This window comes from Marinobacter sp. MDS2 (assembly GCF_030718085.1).
Lineage (GTDB): Bacteria > Pseudomonadota > Gammaproteobacteria > Pseudomonadales > Oleiphilaceae > Marinobacter.
On the sequence record NZ_JAVAJF010000001.1, the window covers coordinates 1,313,388 to 1,332,210 of the forward strand.

7 protein-coding genes are annotated in these 18,823 nt (G+C 53.9%); all 7 read left to right on the forward strand.

Annotated features, from left to right (window positions below; all coding sequences use genetic code 11):
- Positions 1-151: 151 nt before the first annotated feature.
- The 7 genes from Q9245_RS06305 to Q9245_RS06335 all read left to right on the forward strand — a co-directional run bounded on the left by Q9245_RS06305 (position 152) and on the right by Q9245_RS06335 (position 18,798).
- The gene (locus Q9245_RS06305; RefSeq protein WP_305896332.1) at positions 152-2,848 is read left to right on the forward strand and encodes a hypothetical protein; all 2,697 of its coding nucleotides are present in this window, start codon (positions 152-154) and stop codon (positions 2,846-2,848) included.
- A 67-nt stretch (positions 2,849-2,915) separates the two neighbouring features.
- The gene (locus Q9245_RS06310) at positions 2,916-3,293 is read left to right on the forward strand and encodes a response regulator (RefSeq protein ID WP_305896333.1); all 378 of its coding nucleotides are present in this window, start codon (positions 2,916-2,918) and stop codon (positions 3,291-3,293) included.
- Positions 3,286-6,522, forward strand: coding sequence for a poly-gamma-glutamate biosynthesis protein PgsC/CapC (locus tag Q9245_RS06315; protein WP_305896334.1), 3,237 nt, complete (start codon positions 3,286-3,288; stop codon positions 6,520-6,522). Before Q9245_RS06310 ends, Q9245_RS06315 begins: the two co-directional genes overlap by 8 nt.
- A complete protein-coding gene (locus tag Q9245_RS06320; protein WP_305896335.1) occupies positions 6,519-8,948 on the forward strand; it encodes a hypothetical protein in 2,430 nt (809 codons plus the stop codon). Before Q9245_RS06315 ends, Q9245_RS06320 begins: the two co-directional genes overlap by 4 nt.
- A complete protein-coding gene (locus Q9245_RS06325; RefSeq protein WP_305896336.1) occupies positions 8,938-9,876 on the forward strand; it encodes a hypothetical protein in 939 nt (312 codons plus the stop codon). Before Q9245_RS06320 ends, Q9245_RS06325 begins: the two co-directional genes overlap by 11 nt.
- Entirely contained in the window at positions 9,873-14,672 is a 4,800-nt protein-coding gene (locus Q9245_RS06330; RefSeq protein ID WP_305896337.1) for a hypothetical protein, read from the forward strand. Before Q9245_RS06325 ends, Q9245_RS06330 begins: the two co-directional genes overlap by 4 nt.
- On the forward strand, positions 14,656-18,798 hold the full coding sequence (locus Q9245_RS06335; protein ID WP_305896338.1) for a hypothetical protein: 4,143 nt from the start codon (positions 14,656-14,658) through the stop codon (positions 18,796-18,798). The genes Q9245_RS06330 and Q9245_RS06335 overlap by 17 nt, the downstream gene beginning before the upstream one ends.
- The last annotated feature ends 25 nt before the right edge of the window (positions 18,799-18,823 follow it).

The following is an 18,823-nucleotide window of genomic DNA, read 5'->3' on the forward strand; positions in this document are numbered from 1 at the left end:
ATTAGCATCCATGCAGACTTGTGAGCACATGAGCACACAAGTTGAGTAAAAGCTCACTTCCACAAGTGCAGTCAAAATCAGCTATCATTCTTCTCTTCGGCTTCAGAGCTTCTCTCGTCAAGATAATTATAAGCATTGGGATTTCCTGACCATGACAAGTATGGGTAGATGGCGTTATCTGGCATCCGCATCGTTATTGCTGGCCGTTTTGATGACCGCAGCTTTTTTTCACTGGGGCCGCGCAGCCAATCTGCACGCCCATGACCTCCTGATCAATACGGGAGTGGCATCAGCAACGCCGAAGAACAATCCACTGCTGGTATCTGTCGCGGCCAAAGATATCAATCGGACAACGCTCATCCAGGCATTAGAGAACCTCCATGCACTAGGGGCGAACGAACTGATTATTCTTCCTGAGCTATCCGGCCTGCTTTTTTCAAGCCCACTGCTGGCTTCCCTCGGCTCAACCGTGTTCTCGGATCAATTGCTATTAACGGTCTCAAAGAAAGCCTCGGAAGACGGCATAGCCACGCAACTCCAGCTGCCTGATTCCATTAGTGTCACAAACCTTCCCGCTCCGACTTTTTCCAGCGGCCAGTACAGGTATGTGACAAATCCATCAGAAAATAGCCGTCATCCTTTCTCTCCAACACACTTGCCCAATCAAGCTGACGAAAACCAAGGTATTAACTTTCTTTTTTTATCGAACGGTCAGCCGGAAGTCTCTTTGCAACAGGTCGCGTCTGGCCAGCTCATCCCCGCTCTGGTCGAGGGAAAAACGATCCTGATTGAGCTCTCTTCAGCCGGCAATGATCCCGGCTACGCAGTTCCAGGGAATTCTGAAACGATTAGCGCCCTTCAGATTCAGGGCCTGATCTGGTCAACGCTGGCAACCGATTCAGCCGTTGAGCCCTATGCTGCCTGGGTAGCTCCACTTCTGATTGGCCTGCTATTTGTCAGCAACCTTATCCTGCTCCAGTGGCTGTCGCCTCTTCAGGGCATAGTGTCCAGCCTGGTCATTTCATTTTTGCTTGTGACGGCCTACGTGCTATCTCTGACCTTCACTTTCAGGATTTTCCCGCTTACAGAGCTTCTTTTCACTCAGATGGCCAGCCTCTTTTTTGTCTTTCAGGCGCAACGGCTGAATGAAGACAGAGCCGTGGCTTCTATGTTGGCAGAATCAAACAGTATGCTTTCAGAGCGTTTTGCCCGCGCTTCTTTCTTTGAGAGCGATAACCCTTGGGCCAAAATAGTCGTACTCATCAATCAACAACTGAACCTGAATCGATCAATACTTCTGGAAAAGGTACCCGAGGACCATCGGGTCCATGAGATTCAGGCCCTAAACTGCAGCATCGACAGCATAGCCGAGCAACGCCGTGACTTTCAGCGCACGCCCTACAGCACTGCCATCGAGCTGGGCGGCCCTCTGCTTATGACGCGCCAGTACTTCCGGGAAGCAGCCGCAGGGGAGATCGAATACCTGGTGCCATTGCAGTTTGCCAACGAGATCATGGGCTTTTGGGCGTTGGCGGTGCAGCCAGGCACCAACTGGAATCAAGCGGCCTTTGAAAGCAATGTGTCGGACTTTGCCGCACAGATTTCAGAGTTGCTGTTCCACCGCGAGCAATGGCAGCGGGAGCGAAAGCTGCAAAGTAGCATGAGCGCTCGACTGGCAGGTCTCGATGGGGGGCGAAGGCCACACCGGGATCTACAGAACGCGCTAAATCTGTTGGAAAAGCGACTGGATGAGATGGAAGATGTGTTCGCCGGTCTGGGGTCCGCTGTTTTGCTGTACGATCTGTTTGGCCAGATAACACAGACGAACCAGATGCTTGAGCAGCTTGCGAGAGAATCTGGGTTCTCACCCTTTTCTTTAACAGCTGCAGAACTGCTTTGCGAGGTCTGCGAGTTAAATCTTGAGGAAGCCCGGCGAGAGCTCAGACACGTCACACTTAAACAAAAACCGGTTTTTCTGCCGGTCAAACCGCTCCGAAAGCAAAACAGCTATATGTTGCATGTAAGGGCGGTCAAGCGCACCCTCTCGGCAACGGAAAGCAACCAGGGGCGCAGTGAAGCGGATCCCTTCCAGCTGATTGGAATCCTATTCGAATTTGTGGATGTTTCTCACACCCAGGAACTGCTTGCGGCCAGAGATGACGTTCTTGCACAATTCTCACGCGATATCCGAAGCCCCCTGAATCGCATCACCCTGGCTGCCAACCGCCTGAAAAAACTAAATCCTTCGGATGAAGCCGCGGCCAAGGTCGAATCCATTGATAGCGCAGTCACCCAGGCTGTGAAGATGATGGAAGGTATGTCGAAGATCAATTCCGGCGGTATCGAAACCACCGGGCTTCATTCACTCGTTCCGATTAATCCTCTTCGGTTAGTGAAGCACGCCCTGACGCTGGTGGAAGATAAAGCGCAGGGAAAAGGACTGAGATTCATCGAAAACTGGCCGTTCCAGGTAACCCTGGCCTTAGTCAACAATGAAGTCCTGCGACAACTTCTCAGAGACATTCTCGTGTTGCTTATCAATGATGCGACACCCGACAGCTCAATTGCAGTGCTCATCAGTAATGAAATGCAAGCCGGGCAGCGAACCATCGTGATTTCCTTGACCAATGAGGGCTACGGACTTCCAAAATCGACGATGCACAATCTTCTGGAACGCCCGGCGTCCCTACTTTTGGGAAGCAGCGATCTGTTGGAACATACGATCGGTTCCTTGCAGCACCTTGCCTATTGGGGCGCTGACTTTGAGGCAGACAGTCAGACCGGACAGGGTTTCAGCTTTTCAATCCGATTGCGGGAAATTGGCCTGACTGACTCAAAGCCAGCGTGAGTATCGGTTCGGGCTGCCATTTGGTAGGCTATGTATCAACAAAAAGAAAGCGGAAAAACCCTCTGATATGCCAGTGAAAAACAAACTCCTGCTTGTAGAAGATGATGAATTACTGCGAGAACTCCTGCATGAACTTCTGACAGACGATGGATTTGACGTCATCGATGCTTACGATGGCCTTGAGGCTCAGCGCCTGATTGAGTCCGAGGTTTACAGTGTGATTCTCTGCGACCTGATGATGCCGAACATGGACGGGATTACCTTTCTGCAGTGGTTGCGAGCAAGGGGTATCCCCACTCCAGTGCTTATACTTTCAGGAGCAGAATATCCTGCGGTGATGGAAGAGCTGCAGGCGCTGGGGGTGAAAGACTGTTTTCGCAAGCCGCTGACAGGCGAAGGATTAACCGCACTTTCTGATCGTCTGCAGCAGTTGGTCAATGGATAGTTTTTTCCCTCTCACGATATTCCCGCCAGGAGGGCTTTCCAGCTCAGTCATAACCACGGTGTGGGTTGGGGTTTGCGTGGTCGCTTTCCTGAACCTTCGTTTTGGCACCATGCTCTCAGGGCTCGTCGTTCCCGGCTATCTGATCCCCCTTCTTATAGTGCGGCCCGTGAGTGGCTACGTGGTGCTGATTGAAGGGATTGCCACCTACGCAATTGGGCGAGTGCTGGCCGAACACCTTCCAAAGCGACTGGGCTACAGCGAAATGTTCGGTCGCGACCGCTTTTTTGCTCTGGTGCTTATCAGTGTGGTGGTTCGCATCAGTTTCGACGGCGCCTTGCTGCCCTATCTGAATGAAAGCTTGGGCAGCTATGGGCTAAATTACGACTTTCAGAACAATCTTCACAGTTTCGGCTTGATAGTTGTTGCTCTCATTGCAAATCAATTCTGGAATGGTGGATTTCGCACCGGTGCTACGTCTCTGCTGCTCTACCTGACCCTGACCTACCTGCTGGTTCGTTTTGTGTTGATGGAGGTGACCAACTTCAACATCAACACACTGAGCTATATGTATGAGGACCTTGCCAGCTCGATACTGGCAAGCCCGAAGGCCTACATCGTTTTGCTAACATCTGCCTTCATCGCGTCGCGTATGAATATTAAATATGGGTGGGAATACAACGGCATCCTAATCCCGTCCCTTCTGGCACTTCAATGGTATCAGCCAGCAAAACTAGCAGCGACGTTTGTCGAAGCGCTGGTCATCTACTTCGCAGCCCAGGCGCTCTTGAAAGCGCCCATGCTCCGCAACAGCAATATTGAGGGTGCGCGCCAGCTGTTGTTCTTCTTCACCATCAGTTTCGTTTATAAACTGATTCTGGGCTTTGGCATCCTGGAATGGGCACCTGCGTCTAAAATCACCGATTATTATGGCTTTGGGTATCTGCTTGCCACGCTAATGGCCATGAAGATGTATCAGAAGGATGTCGCGCCGCTGCTACTCCGTGCTTCTCTTCAAACCTCATTAACCGCGGTGTTGGTCGCAAGCCTGATTGGCTTCGCCTTGACCCGGCTTCCCGGGCAAGAGTTTCTACTGGATCGGGGCCATGACAAGGTAACGGTTCAGCAAGTTCGGAGTCAGCAGCCGCTGACCTATTTTCACAAACGGCTGGGCCGCGCTTATCAGTCAAATGAGACGCAATGGTTCTCAGCACCAACACCCATTCAGCTGGAGCAGATGCAGGCGGGACTTACCGCAATCAAACGCTATGTTGACGGGCGTGCGCCTGAAGACCTGCGCGAGGCGGCAAGCCGTTTGGGGGCGCTGGATCTTCAGATCGACGTGATCAATGAACGCTACCTCGTTATATTCGATGCAGATACACAACGAGGATGGGGCTGGTACGTCATCAATCTACAGCCCAAGAGCCCGCTTAACCTGCAGGTTCCGGCACCACTTGATGAACCTGGAGCCGCCGAAACCGGGATCTGGAAACTTCTTCAGCAACAGGCAACCACTTTGGCCATGGCCGGTGTCCGGCGCTCCCTGAGTCCCGATGGAGCCAGTGACACTTTATTAAACCCTTCAACCCTTTTTCAGGTTTTCCATCGAACCTTTTCCCGGCAATCCGCCCTTCAAATTCGGGGATTTACCGGCGCGAACGCTCGACCATTACTAGGGCTTAGAGACAAGTCACTGCTACTGGAAAACCAGATTGATGAGTCCCAAATCTGGATAACCCGGAAATTTCCGCAAGGCCTTAATCTCGCCTTGCTTCAGCAGCAGGTACCGGATCTGACTCTGAACTGGGCCCCCGCCCCTCTTGAGAACCGGCAGAGGGATGCATCAACCGGAGGGTTTGCAGAGCTGTTCATCAGCCCTTCGTCCCGTCGCCATTGGGTTGCCTACAAAGATCAGCAGGGGGGGGGCCGTTTTGAATCCAGCCAACGGATCGATGGTTACCTTCAGCAATGGCTGACCGACAGTAAAAATGCTCTTGCCGAAAAGGGGTCTGGCCAGTATCTGCAGCCCGAGCTTGGCGATCTTATTTATTTTGACCAGATGATTTTCACACCGCTATACAGGTTGATCCATGGACCGCTGAAAGGTGGCTGGAACAAGGACTATGAGAATGAGATAACTCGCCTCTCGACATTGGCGAATGCCTATGGCTACCGCGTTAGCCAGTATCACCACCTGCAAAGCCAGCAGCACTACCTGATTCTGTCAGAATCCCCCGAAAACCTTGGCAAGCGGCGCTTCTGGGGCACCTATGTGTTTCGCTTGGGGCCGGCCCAGCCGCTCATGATACAGGTTCCTCGACCGCTCTATGAGTTAAACACGTTTGAGTTCGGCGCCACTCTTTTTGAAGAAAGCCGGGCCAAAGTGTTTATGATCGCTGGGGCTCATCCTTACACAAACGCTGATGGAACCAGCGATGTGTTGCACTCTGCCAATCCGCGCAGTCTTTTCAACCTGCTGCATCAGGTCTGGTTCAGAGAGGCCAGGACTTCGGTATTGAATGCTATCCAGGTAAGAACGTTTGGCGATGAGCAGGTTCTGGCTCAGAGCAAGGCCGATGTCATCCTGTCTGCCTTCTTCCCGCTGGATAATGATCTCTGGAAGAGCCGGATCGTATCTCAGCTAACAGATCTGGGCCTGACCACGGATACGGCTAGGGGTACTTCCGGTACTCGCGGCTATGAGACTGACTGGAACGCGCAGACAAGATACCTTCCTCTGGCCGCCAACAAGCAGATATACAGCCTTTGGCTTGCACCTGATACCAACCGGCGGTTCCGCTCTGCAGGCGATGATCGCCAGCAGAGGCTCAAGTTTGAATCCATCGGCATCCCTACACTCGAAAGGCCATTGTCAAAAGCGGTTGCCGTACCACCTCAACCCAAGGACTTGTCCAGCACGCGAATCGCCAACCTTCGACGCGTGGTCAGGGATTATCTGGACAGCGGCAATATTACGTTTCTTGATACACTTCAATCACAGTTTGGAACCTGGCGTTTCCAGCGGATTATTGACCCGTCGACACAACAAGACTTTTTGTTGGTCCGCAACACGGACGAGGCCCTGATCCTGCTCGCCAATCTACATCCCACGAAGCAGGCTACGGTCAGCCTTTCTCAATCCGACGTTCGAGCCGGTGCACTCGCTGACGCAATCACCAACTTTGCAGACAGCCGAAACGCCTTCCTGATTTGGGAGGCGTCAAAATGAGATGGCTGGGCCGTGGCTTACTGGTTCTAATTCTATTGATTGCCTTGGTGAGCCTTTACCAGAAAATTCCTGCCAAACTCTGGAGCCCGTTTTCAGATCGTTCAGCCGTCCGAAATCTGCCAGAAGAAACCCGGGCCACCAAAGTCTTCTGGTTATCGCAAGACGACTGGCTAACCTATTCACTGCAGGGAAAACCCGATCTGGTCAGAATTCTTAACCATGCCCAGTTGACCGCTGACCAGTATGGTCCGGATGACGAGGTTAAGTTCGGCATCCATTACCGTGTGCTGGATAAGAAAAACCGGGTGCTCAAAGAGAAAGATTACCTCTTCCGTACCACTATTCTCCATCCCCGGCGGCTGGAAAATGGTCAGACTTTCCCGGCACGCTTCTATGCAGACCCTTCGTTCATCGCTAGCGCAGATCAGGTGTTGTTTATCGACCTGCGGGCGCTGCCTGACGCCGCGTCTATTGAATTGAAGGCCATAGAGTTGCCGCCCGGCGGTCATCGAATTGGCGTACGCGCCGCTCAGCGAGAATTCCTAAGCGGCTCTGCCGCAGCATTGAAATGGCAACGAGTGAGTGAGGATGCGCGAGCCGAAGAGGTGGAGGCTCACGTGTACCCTCACTATCTTGTGAGTACCTTTGAAGTCCTGAATCAGTTAACGCGACGCTGGCTTCCGATTGGCCCCACAGGTGTTGAAGGAGAATCGTTCCTCAGTGACAGTCTATATCTACTGAACGCAGAATCCTCACCTGAACCGAAGTCCGAGGTGGCACCCGCCGGCCTGAAGGCAGACTCGAGGAATTGGGTAACATTGCCAATTCCGGGGCCCGGGGCTCGAAACTATCGACTGGAATTCACACCACTTGACGCAGCAAAACCCATAACCATCGGTTTAAGTCATCAGGCAAACACTGACCTTGAAGTGAATCATTTTACTGTGCGCGGAGCTCCAGAAAATGACGCCTTGAGTTGGTCAGCAAAGCTCGCACCCGGTCTGCTTCAGGTGATTGCGGATCAGCCGGTATCCATAAGACTGGTGGACCCGGAAACCAATGATGACATTACCTCACAGCGGCAGCTCCTGCCTGGATTTAACATCGGGCCGACCGCTCCCCTTTCCTATCGACTCAATCCGGATACCGGCGGCCCGCAGCCCGTTCGGCTGGACTTTCGCGCGGTCAATCACCCCGAACTGGGGGTTACAGATTTGCCAGCGACGGTCTCCGTCCAGTTTTACGACACACAGCAAGCACTGCTGGAACAGTTCCAGACGGAGGTAACGCCAATCTTCGGCCCCTACCAGCGTTTCTCATCGGAGGATGCCGCGCGATTGAGTGAAAGCGAATCGCTCTACACCAGGGCTCCCGAGAATGCCGCGACTGTTACGGTGACGAGCGAAACTCCTCTTTTGGTAACACTCTATTCCCGCGTTGCCAATATGCCTGTGCGCCGGATTTTGCCGGCCCAACAACGGCCCTGGGAAGACTATGAAAACCGGCTCACGTCCTGGTTTATCAATCAACCTATCGATGCAGAAGACCTGTTGAGGCAGGGTCGAAGATCCTCGATCGTTTGGTTTTTCAAGCCGATCGAACTGAACCCTGCGCTTGAAGAAGGCAATTATGCATGGGAAGCCCTTGAGCCAGCGACTCCCGTCGCTCAAAAGCGAGTGCTTTTCCCGCATGAGACAAACCAGCCAATAAGGGAGACAGCCCTGCCTAACCTGTATCAACAGATTGGACGATCAGCTGTGCAAGTCGAACTGCAGGCGAGTGTACCCGGAGTTCCAGTGAGTCCTCGACTCATATTCAGCCGAAATACCGCCCGGCCGGCCTCCATTCGTGTATACAGGGATGGCCAACTCTGGCTCAAACGAGGAATTGCAGGCAAGCGGGGAAGTTTCTCTCTTCCCGTAGTAGCCGCAGGACGTTATGAGTTGCGTATTGAAGGTGACGGTGACTGGTTTATCAATCATAGCCCATCGGGCCGAACCTATCTGCAAAGGCTGGCTTATAGTCTGGACGGTAAAACGCTCAGTTTCGACGTCGACAAGCAAACGGCAAAAGAGGTGGTCAGCTTTCAGCTGTTTATGCCATCACAATCGGAGAGCTATCAGATCAGCGTGACCGTTTCAGATCTGCAGCGTAATTCGGGCCTGCAGACTGACTACACGTTAACTAAGCGCGAATACACTCTGCAGGGCCACCCGGACACCACGCTTGGCATTCAGGGAGATGGTCGCAACTGGAGTGAACCCTACCGCTTTGCAGTGCCACTGGGCGATGACATTCCTAATGGCACTTATACAATAAACCTGACACCTTCTTCATCCGGCGGCGCCTTGGTGGCCGCTTTCCGTATTCTGGAAGGTCAGCAAGCTCCTTTCCGATTCTTTAAAGAGGCGCGGAGTGATCAGTAAAAAAACTAGCCACATAAAATCCGGTGCTCATCCCCTGCTCAGGAGTTACGCGATCAGGGTCATCTATACTCTGGCATTACTAATGGTATTTACCATGGGCACCCAGGCACATAGCTCAGACAACAAACATAAAGACGCATCCTATTTCGAACGACAGGACCGTTTTCAGAGTATTGACGGCCAAAGGCTCCGCAGCCTTGAAGTACTGTTTTCTGAATGGCTTGCCGCGGCACGTTCTTTCACAGAAGGAGAACGTATAGTCGATGGCTTCCAGGTCAGTGAGATGGGAGAAGGTATCCAACGCCTCAGTGATATTGATGATCGCGGTTGGGGCCATTTCTTTCATGCGTCGCAACGTTCTTCGTCAACCTTGCTACAGGCACCGCATCAGTTCTACGACCTTCGCACCGGGAAAATTGCAATGGCGTTATTCGAGCGCGGCGTTGGCAAAGCCTTGGCTATGAACAGCGCACATCGATACACCTATGGTAAAAGTTTGGCAGAGACCGACTGGGCACACGTGCCTGTATCACCGCTCAACGCATTTACCCGGGCCTTCATGAATAGCCAGCCCGACGCTATTGTGGTGCAGATCCACGGCTATGCGGAAAAGAATCGGAAGTCGCCTGCTAGTCGACAAGCTGATGTGATTATCAGCAGTGGTCAGCGCTGGCCACACCCAAAGATGCTCAGCCTGGCGGCCTGCCTTCAGCAAACTACGGACTGGCAGATTCTGCGTTATCCCCTGGATGTTGGCGAGCTGGGCGGTACAACCAATGTTCAGGGACAACTCATGAACAGCTTGGGCAATCCGCAATTTATCCATCTCGAATTGTCGTCACGGCTGCGCAAGGTACTGGCGCATGACGAGGCGGCGCTATATGACTTGGCCGAGTGTATCCAAAGCATCACTCCGGGGGCTGAATGAGATCAATGGTGTTCCGCATAATCTGCCTGATCATTTCTCTGACTGTCGTACACGTGCCAATGATTGCAGCAGCCCAGTCCGCAATCATGGCCCCCTACTCCCAGCCTCCGCTGGTCTGGGAGTCGGTTACCGACTGGCACGCCGATCCCGAAAGCCGGATCGCCCCGCCCCAGACCATGAAATCCCAGGTTACATTGTCCGCAGGCCAAGGCCTGTGGTTCTTGTCTGACAGCGGAACCTATATCCGGGTAGAGACAGATAACGACCAGGAGAATCTGAAAATCTGGCAGGGCGGCGCAATGGGGTTGTTCCGTCGGCTTCCGATGATCAGGGGCGCCGGCGGCACCCTAATCAGTCAGACACCACTGGAGCGCCGCGCCTTTATCTGGGTCAGCAATCAAGGCCAGGCATCGGTCAAGATCCATCTTCAACGGGGTAGCCACCAGGCCGTACCTTTCGTTTCAAATTGGCCCTTCGCAAACATCACCGGAATGGAAACCCACTGGCTGCGACAGTATCCAAAGACAGCGCTGCAGGGCTACGCTCGTATAGAGAACAAACCTCAGATGTTCAGCGCATACGGCCCAGCATTGCTGGCCATCGATGTGCGGCGATCACGATTAGAGTCCCCTCCTGAACGTCGAGACACTCTGACCATTCAGCTGGATCAATCTGAACCACAGGAACACTTGCTTCATTTTGCTCCCCAGCGGGCTCTTCGCCATTTTTGGCATGGAGAGGACGTACTGTTGAGCAAACCAGAGAGGGTTTTTGTCCCAGTCCCTGAGGGCGAGCACGAGATTCGCCTGCAAAGCACAGCACCAGCTTGGATTCAGGTTCGTCAGCTTGCGACTCGCCGTCACCTGGCCAGCGAGAGTGACTGGAACACCAGTGCTGATGACAGCGCCCTTTTTTTGCAGCATCTGTATGCGCAACACCAATTTCGACTGAAACAATTAGTGACCGGGGGGGCGGACCCATCGCTGGCTCTGGCGGCTGGTGCAACGCCGCTCGGCGAACCCTCCGCAACAAACGATCTTGGCACCCAGGTTCTGTTTGACCGTTACACTCAGAGTCGCCCGTTATGGCCTGCGCGCCCACTGGCTGAAAAACGCTGGCAACCGGTAACCGCGACACTTGAATCTCCAGAAAGTGAGCGCGATGTGGTGGACGCAGAGCAAACCTACCTGCCCGGCCACCACAGTTTTTTCCGGATTGAGGCTAAGACAACCCCGATAGCGTTTCACGCCCCGACAACGACGTCTCCCACGCAACTCACGCTTCGATTGGCGCAGGCCGCTCCAGGAACCCGCCTGACCCTGAACATTCGCGACCAGCACTATTCGCTGATTTATGAGCCGCGTATCAGCGCGTCTGCGCAAACACGGCCGGTGCTCGCACAACGCCAATCTGTAGAGCGACAGCTTCTCACCAATCCTGTTCTGGCAGCCGAAACTCGACTAGTGTTACCCGCAGGCGTCGAACATATAACGCTTGCCGCTGATCAGGGCGCAGGCTGGTTTAATCTCCAAATGCGTGAGCCGATTGACCCAGCCATGACAGAGGCTGAATTCCTTAACGCACTCACTGATCAGGGTAAGCATGGGCTGGCGCGTGCCTGGCGTGCCAAAGCTCGTCCCAAAAAACTTCCGCTGCAAGTCTGGAAAGACGCAGAGTTTCTTCGCAACTGGCTGCGGGCCCGTGCAGCCGATTTCACTCGGACCGTGTCGCCTCAGCTCCACGTGGAGCCCAGCCCACAGAAGGCTGCCGAACGTTTGTCTACATTGATCAATTCGCGGAATCTTGAACTTGCGCAGAACTATGCCCGAGGGCTGCTTGCCTTTGGCACGGTTTCGTCTGAGGCCAATGGAAACATCGCCAATGTCAGAAGGACGGCTTATGATTTCTTGGCGGATCAGTTTGAAAACCGCGCCTCAACTTTCGCCAAGCAAACGTTACTGGCCTTCGAGTATCTGGATACAGGGAATGACGCGATTGCACTCGAGCTGTCGGAGCAGCTGCTGGCCGAGGGCCTTGCCGAGCAGGCATTGAAACTGGCATACACCATCCCCCAAACCTCTCTCAACGGTGCTGAAAAGGAACAGTATCAGCGACTGATGATTCGCAGCGCCCTGATCAGTAAATGGAACCGCACGTTTCAAACCTTTGCACAAGCCCTACCGGAATGGCGCCAACTATATACCGGGAACCGGCAATGGCGAGAATGGCCTCTGGCGTATGACAGCCCGGTGCAGCGGGAAACTCTGTTCAATCCACAGCTCAACCGCCACTACCAGCGCCTGAAAGTGACGAGCGCCCAGCCAGTCGCGCTGTCCATCAAGGGGCCGGCGAAACTTCGTATTAGCCTGAACCTGCTCCACGCAAAGCGGTCGTCCAGACTTGATGACATGATTGAGGTCACTCATAACGGTAAGACCTATCGATTGCCATTTTTAGACAGCGCGGTATACAACACACACCGGCTCTTGTCAGACGACGCATTATGGCCCGGCAACCTTATGCCCGTTCTGTTAGAACTTGGTCCAGGCAATCATCGGTTATCCCTCAGGCCTACAGACCACCCAATACTGGCCCACTGGGAAATTGCCGTACCGGAACTGGCACCCAGCCACCCCGTGTTACAACAGCACATGGACCCTGCACAATGTGCAAAAGACCGACGGCAATTCCAGACGGAAGTTGAACAGCGACTGGGCGGAGAAACCGGAACAGTGACTACTTTGCCCCTTCAGTACACTCCCGCCTCATGGCAGCTTGAGAAAGAGCGCGCTTTATTACTCGAGCCTCTAGATTGCCCCATAGAATCGCAGAAGTCGACGCATCACAGTTCAGCCGGAGAACTGCTCTCTATCGAGCCGGCACCGATTGCCGAAAACAATGGCCGTGGCTATTCTTCGGCCACCTCAGTGGCACAGCGGCTCTCCGTGATTCTCGACACCGAGAATTTCTCAAGCCGCCCGGCTCTGGTGGCAGAGGCAAACTGGCTTGGCCATGGCTACTCGGAAGACGAACGTATTCAGTCATTACTTGCCCGTATTAACGAGCAGCAAGCCTGGGCGCAGGAAGAAATCATCATCAGCAGTGCCGGCTTTCAGAGGTTTGACAGCACAGGCTGGGCACCGGAGTCCGACTTTCTGGAAGCTCGCAGTGAGCTTTTGGGTGTTCGACAGCAAACTGATGAATTTCTGGTTTTTGGCCAGGCCAGTGAGGGCATTATAGTGAACAACAGCGAGCCACAACGCTACTCGCTCCGCTTGCGCCTGGCTAAACCCGGCTATCAGATTGCCCCTCCGACCAGTCTGCAGCTTCTGGTGGATGGTGAGTTATCACGAAGGGTAACTTTGTCTCAGGAAGAGCCCGTTGCAACCATCAATTTCAGCATTGCCGAGGGCCAGCATCGAATCAGCTTGCGCCTTAGCAACCCGACGAGCCGACACTGGGTTCTTGCACGACTGCGTTTTCGTCCCGACAACAATGACAACCTTAACTGGAAAACGGCTGTGCCGGAGAACCGCCGGTACTATCACCGGGTTACTCGGGAGACGCCATTTACAGCGTATATTGATCAGCCAAGCTGGCTGCGAATCGAAACCTATGATGGGCGTGAATGGCAGACACGGTTCCGGTACCAGGCGCAGAAAGGTGAGATCACGTTGCGGAGAGCTGACCTCCAGGGACCTTATGTCAGGCTCTTTTCGCTCCGCCATCAGCCCGGGCGAAAAGCACTCAGCCGGATTGAAATGACACCGGAGCTTACGGTCACCGAACCGGTTAACAGCTATGAGCTGACGTCTACCCCCTCGTTTGCGTTGCTGGCAGATCGCTTGGCGCCCCGCCCGGAGGATGCAGGTACTCACGGTGGCTTTGCGAGCCTGCAACGGCGACCGGACTTCGAAACTACCGGTGGCGAAAGAGAACAGTTTTTTGAGACAGGCTACCGTTATCGTTACCTCCAGGAAAATGCCAATGTATTCTGGCAGAGCGAGGTGTTTGGGCGCGCCCATGACTCGGACAGAATTGGAGTGCTGGGCGGGCGCCAGTGGATTTCATGGCACCCTGACCGTCGCAACTGGAGAGCAGGCTTCTATGCAAATGGGCTTTGGCAATTTTCCGGCACGGATGATCAACAGGCTGGCAGTCTATTAGTTGAAGGCCGTCTCGATGGTCGTATGCCTCTAGGTGCAACGTTTCTCTGGCAACACGATGTCGAAGGCTTTGCGCGATGGCTGAGTGAGAATGACGGCGAGGGTCAAGCCTGGGACAACGATGTTTTCAGCCGCTATAAAGACGATCACCGCTACGGCATTAACTGGGAAGAGTCGCTGATTTATCAACCCTATGAAGACGCCCGCTCGAGCATCAGCATAGGACTTCGGACCAATGAAGATCTGAATCCGTTTCGTCCGGATCGGTTCTTAGCACGGTTTGGCTGGCAGCAATACTTCACAGGCACACGTTTCGAGGTTAGTTTAGAAAACAGGTGGCTGCAGGCCGATCGTGACCGCCAATCAGCGCGCACACAGACCCTGCTCGATCTATCCGCAACCTGGCATGGCTGGCAAGCCGCAGGTAAACGCTGGGAGTTCAGGGCCGGACTTGGTTACGATCTCGACGATGAGCAGATGTCGGCCTCACTTTCGGTCAGTCTGGATCTGCCCGGCGCGCGTCGACTTCGTGATTTTCGTCCAGAACAATTTGTCTTTAAGCGCCGCCAGCACGTCCGTGCGGCAAATCAGGTCGATAACAATTTGCTGAATTATGTGGAAGAAGAATAAGTCTGCTTCATTGTCCGCCAAAGCGCTGCTGAGCAGTGACCTCAGCCCACTGTGGCTGCAGGTCTACCAAGCTCCCATTCAGTTGATGGAACGGGAACTAGAGCTGTTGATCAATCAGGAGAGCCTGCCAGACGGCGTGTCCCACGAACGCTGGCTGGCCCAGGAAGTCTGTTTTTTTCTGATTTACAGGGCGGATCAACTGCTCAAAACCATTGAGCGGACTGACCGCGAATTTCAGGATTATTGGGGGCGCATCCAGCGCGCTGCCACAGCGGCTGAAAAGGGACACCACATACTTGCGTGCGCAAGATACCTTGGACAGTCCCGGCGCGGCTTGCGGGGCGACCAACGGGCACTCAGCCGCTATTTTGACGAGAATGCGCTAAAGGACCGCTTTATCAAGCAATTGGCGGAACAGGAGCGTCGTCTGGCATTCACGCTCAATCGTCTGACAGTGAACACCCGACGCTTTCTGGCCGAGTATGGCAACGCTTCAGTTCACTCAGTGTTCTCCAATCGGGTAAACCAGGTCAACCTTGTGGAACGGTTGACCAGCTACTCCGGCGACTATCGAATCGTTATGGAAACGCTGGACTGGCTTGCAACTTTTATCCGACAGGCCGGCCCGCAGGCTTCGGCGCTGCTGGACCCCCAATTGATCCATTACTGCTATCGACTCCTAAGCGATCACAGTCAGCCTGTCTGGCTGCAGACAAACGCGTGCCAGATTGCGCTTGAACTGGACACAGAGTCCGCCCTGATTATTCTGGAAAGACGGTTCAGGCATCCGAGTGAAGGAGACAGCATCTTTTTTCGGGCACGGGCACTGCAAGCCCTGTCGCCGCATCAGAATCAACCGCTGACCCTGAAGATTCTTGCCTTGGCTGTTGGCGACCCCAGCGAGCACGTTCGCCAGACCCTGATCACCACCCTACCCGAACTCATCCCGAGTCTCATGGTCGAAACTCTGGAAAACCTGAACCAACAAGAGCAATCAGAAACGGTTCGCGCCTTCCTAATGCGCCATTTGGTGCATCTTACTCACGTACCGGCGCTGCAAAACCATGTGCTTGAGATCGCGTTGGCTCACCTGACAGTCGAGCAGCCACGCCGCATTCTGCGTGAAGTTCTTTCTGCACTGCCGGCGTGCATGGCCGCAATGAATAGCGAGTCTTGGCCGCAGACGACGATTGAGCGGGCCATTAACGAGCTTCATGCCACCCATCCCAGCACTCAGGTCAGACGCTGGGCCGCTCAATGTCGTGAGCATTTGTGGGCCATTAGCGATGCGCATACTGCTGAAGCCCCTAATAGAGCACACCTTCAGACTCTAGACTGGCGCAAAGGCATCAAACTCCGCCTGCCAAAGACCCTGAGCGATGACACACTTGGACGAAGGCTCGCCCATCAGGCTAAAGACCAGTTTGGCTTTGACGTTCACCGGCGCAATCATACGGCAAGAATTGTCGGCGGATCGGGATACCAGTTTCGACTCTGGCGTTTTCTCCATGAGCTGTTTAACAGCGCAACAGACAAACGGCAGAACCATAACCATACGAAAGGCCGCACCTATCGCGGCCTGATTCAGGCTCCGGGGTGGCACATCGCTGAACTGAGTCAAACAAAAGTGCCCGGTGAGCCACTTCATATTGCCGAGGAGGGTAGTTGGCGCCCTTACCTGCCCCTGCTGGACCAAGTTATCTCTTCGCTTGATCAGGGCTGGCCAACTCTCCCGATGTCGATATATACCAGCGAAGGCATCACCCGCATTCACCCTCCGCGCGGGTTGCTTGCCCGTCTAAGAGCAAAGCTGGTGATCAGCTTGCGGTTCAAAGACCTTAGCTACAACCGGAACTGGCGTGAAAGCAGTGGCGCCGCCCCTGACAACTACCTTAAACAGCTGACCAGACTAGGCTTTCGGTTCGAAATAACTGGCTATCAGAGTGAGAACGGAGAGCAAACACCCGTTGATCCACGGGTGAAACGCTTCTTTCCAGCCTCCTTCGCGCTGCCGTTGCCAATGCTATGGGAAGACTTCCGGACCTATTTCTTTTCGGTCTACGAAAACAGTCTCCAACAGCTGCTGATGTTTTTTGTAGTGATCAGCGCGTTTTTCTTTGGCCGGCATTTTTACCAGGGCCACCGTATGCGACAAGCCCGACGGTCTATTCCTCTGGTCATCGGAGGCTGGGGTACCCGGGGCAAGTCCGGAACAGAGCGTCTGAAAGCGGCGCTTTTCAACGCTAAGGGCTTAAGCGTTCTGTCCAAGACAACGGGCTGCGAAGCCATGTTCCTCTACAGTCCCGCCAATCGCCCTTTGCGGGAAATGTTTCTGTTTCGGCCCTTCGACAAGGCTTCCATCTGGGAGCAAGTAGATCTCGTACGCCTTTCCGCTAGGTTCAAGGCCGATGTGTTCCTTTGGGAGTGCATGGGGCTGACCCCCCGTTATGTGCAAATTCTCCAGGAGCAGTGGATGCGCGATGACCTGTCCACTGTCACCAACTGCTATCCGGACCATGAGGACCTTCAGGGGCCTGCGGGTATCGACATTCCCCAGGTCATGCAACGCTTTATCCCGAAAAACAGTCGCGTCATCACTACCGAACACAATATGTTTCCGTTTCTTGCTGAAGGCGCCCGTCGAAAAGGCTCCGAAATCATCAAGGTGGAGGAAAGCGAGGGTGACCTGTTACCGGCTGATGTGCTTGAACGATTCCCTTATGAGGAGCACCCCACCAATATCGCCCTGGTCATGCGCATGGCAAGGGAACTCGGTATCGAGGAAGACTTTGCGGTTAAGGAAATGGCAGACCGTGTGGTGGCAGACCTAGGCGTACTAAAAGTATACCCCGTTGCTCCGGTGCAGCAGCGCAGGCTTCGATTCATCAACGGGATGTCAGCAAATGAGCGACATGCCGCTTTGGCCAACTGGGAACGGTTGAAGCTGACCGAGTTGTCACTTGAAGAACAACCTGAGCAATGGATTGCCACGGTAGTCAACAATCGTGCCGACCGCATACCGCGCTCCCAGGTTTTCGCCCGAATGATTGCCGAAGAAATAAGCGCCGATCGGCACTTTCTGATCGGCAGTAATCTTGAGGGCCTGAAGAGTTATATCGATGAGGCCTGGTCCAACAGGCTGAGTAATCTGGATATCGAGAACGGCAACAACGAACAGGTTATCGACACAGTACAGTCGTTGGTGAAGCAATTACGCGTGCCTGCCAGTACTGCTTCTGTCCGTGGCCGTTTGCTCGCCATGCTAAAGATCCCTGATTCGTCGCTGCCAGCACAAGTTAAAGACGCCTCCCTGTTATCACCGGAGACGCTAAAAGCGTTGCTCTCAGAGCATGGCGTGGAAATTGATGCAGAACCGACCCAAGTTGCACTCGCTCAATATGAACGTGATCTCAGGGAACTCAATGAGTACCGCGCTCTGGTCGACGAACTTCAACAGGGGAAGCACCGGGCAGGCCAACGTGATGGCGTTTTCGAACGTCTCACTCAGTGGTTCCATGAACGTATCATCGTCATCTGGGATTTTCATGCCAGTGGCGACGAAGTCATTCAAACAATCACTGAAAATACCCCGCCTGGTTTGTTGAGCCATATCATGGGGATGCAAAATATCAAGGGCACCGGACTGGATTTTGTTTACCGCTGGCAAGCCTGGGACACCAACCATGAGCTTGCACAGGCCCTGTTAACAGCGGATACCAGCAAGTCGCTTGAGGCCGCCAGAGCCCTCAGTGCGCAGGAGGAGTTCGGTCCATTGGATTTTGAATTCGTATCTCAAACGCTGCGTGAGGCTATTGAACGCCGTGAAAACCAGGTTGAAGCTATCCAGGCGGAGATCGCCGTAGTGCAGTCCAGAATCGCCCAGAAACAGCAAAGCTCCATCATAGAGAGCAAGTTGGCCAATCAGGGATCAGCTTTCAAGAGCAAGGTGATTGCTATGTTGGAGGCGCTTCTCGACGCCGGTGCTGCCGTCAAACGAAGGAAGCGAGCCAACCGAATCTATAATGACCTTGCCACTCAGCGAATCAGTCACGAACGTGCAGTACTCGAACTGAAAAAGATTAACAAGGAACAAAAAGGCGGTTGGCTGCAGGAGAGGTGGAAATGATGGATGTCCACTCTTCTCTTGCAAC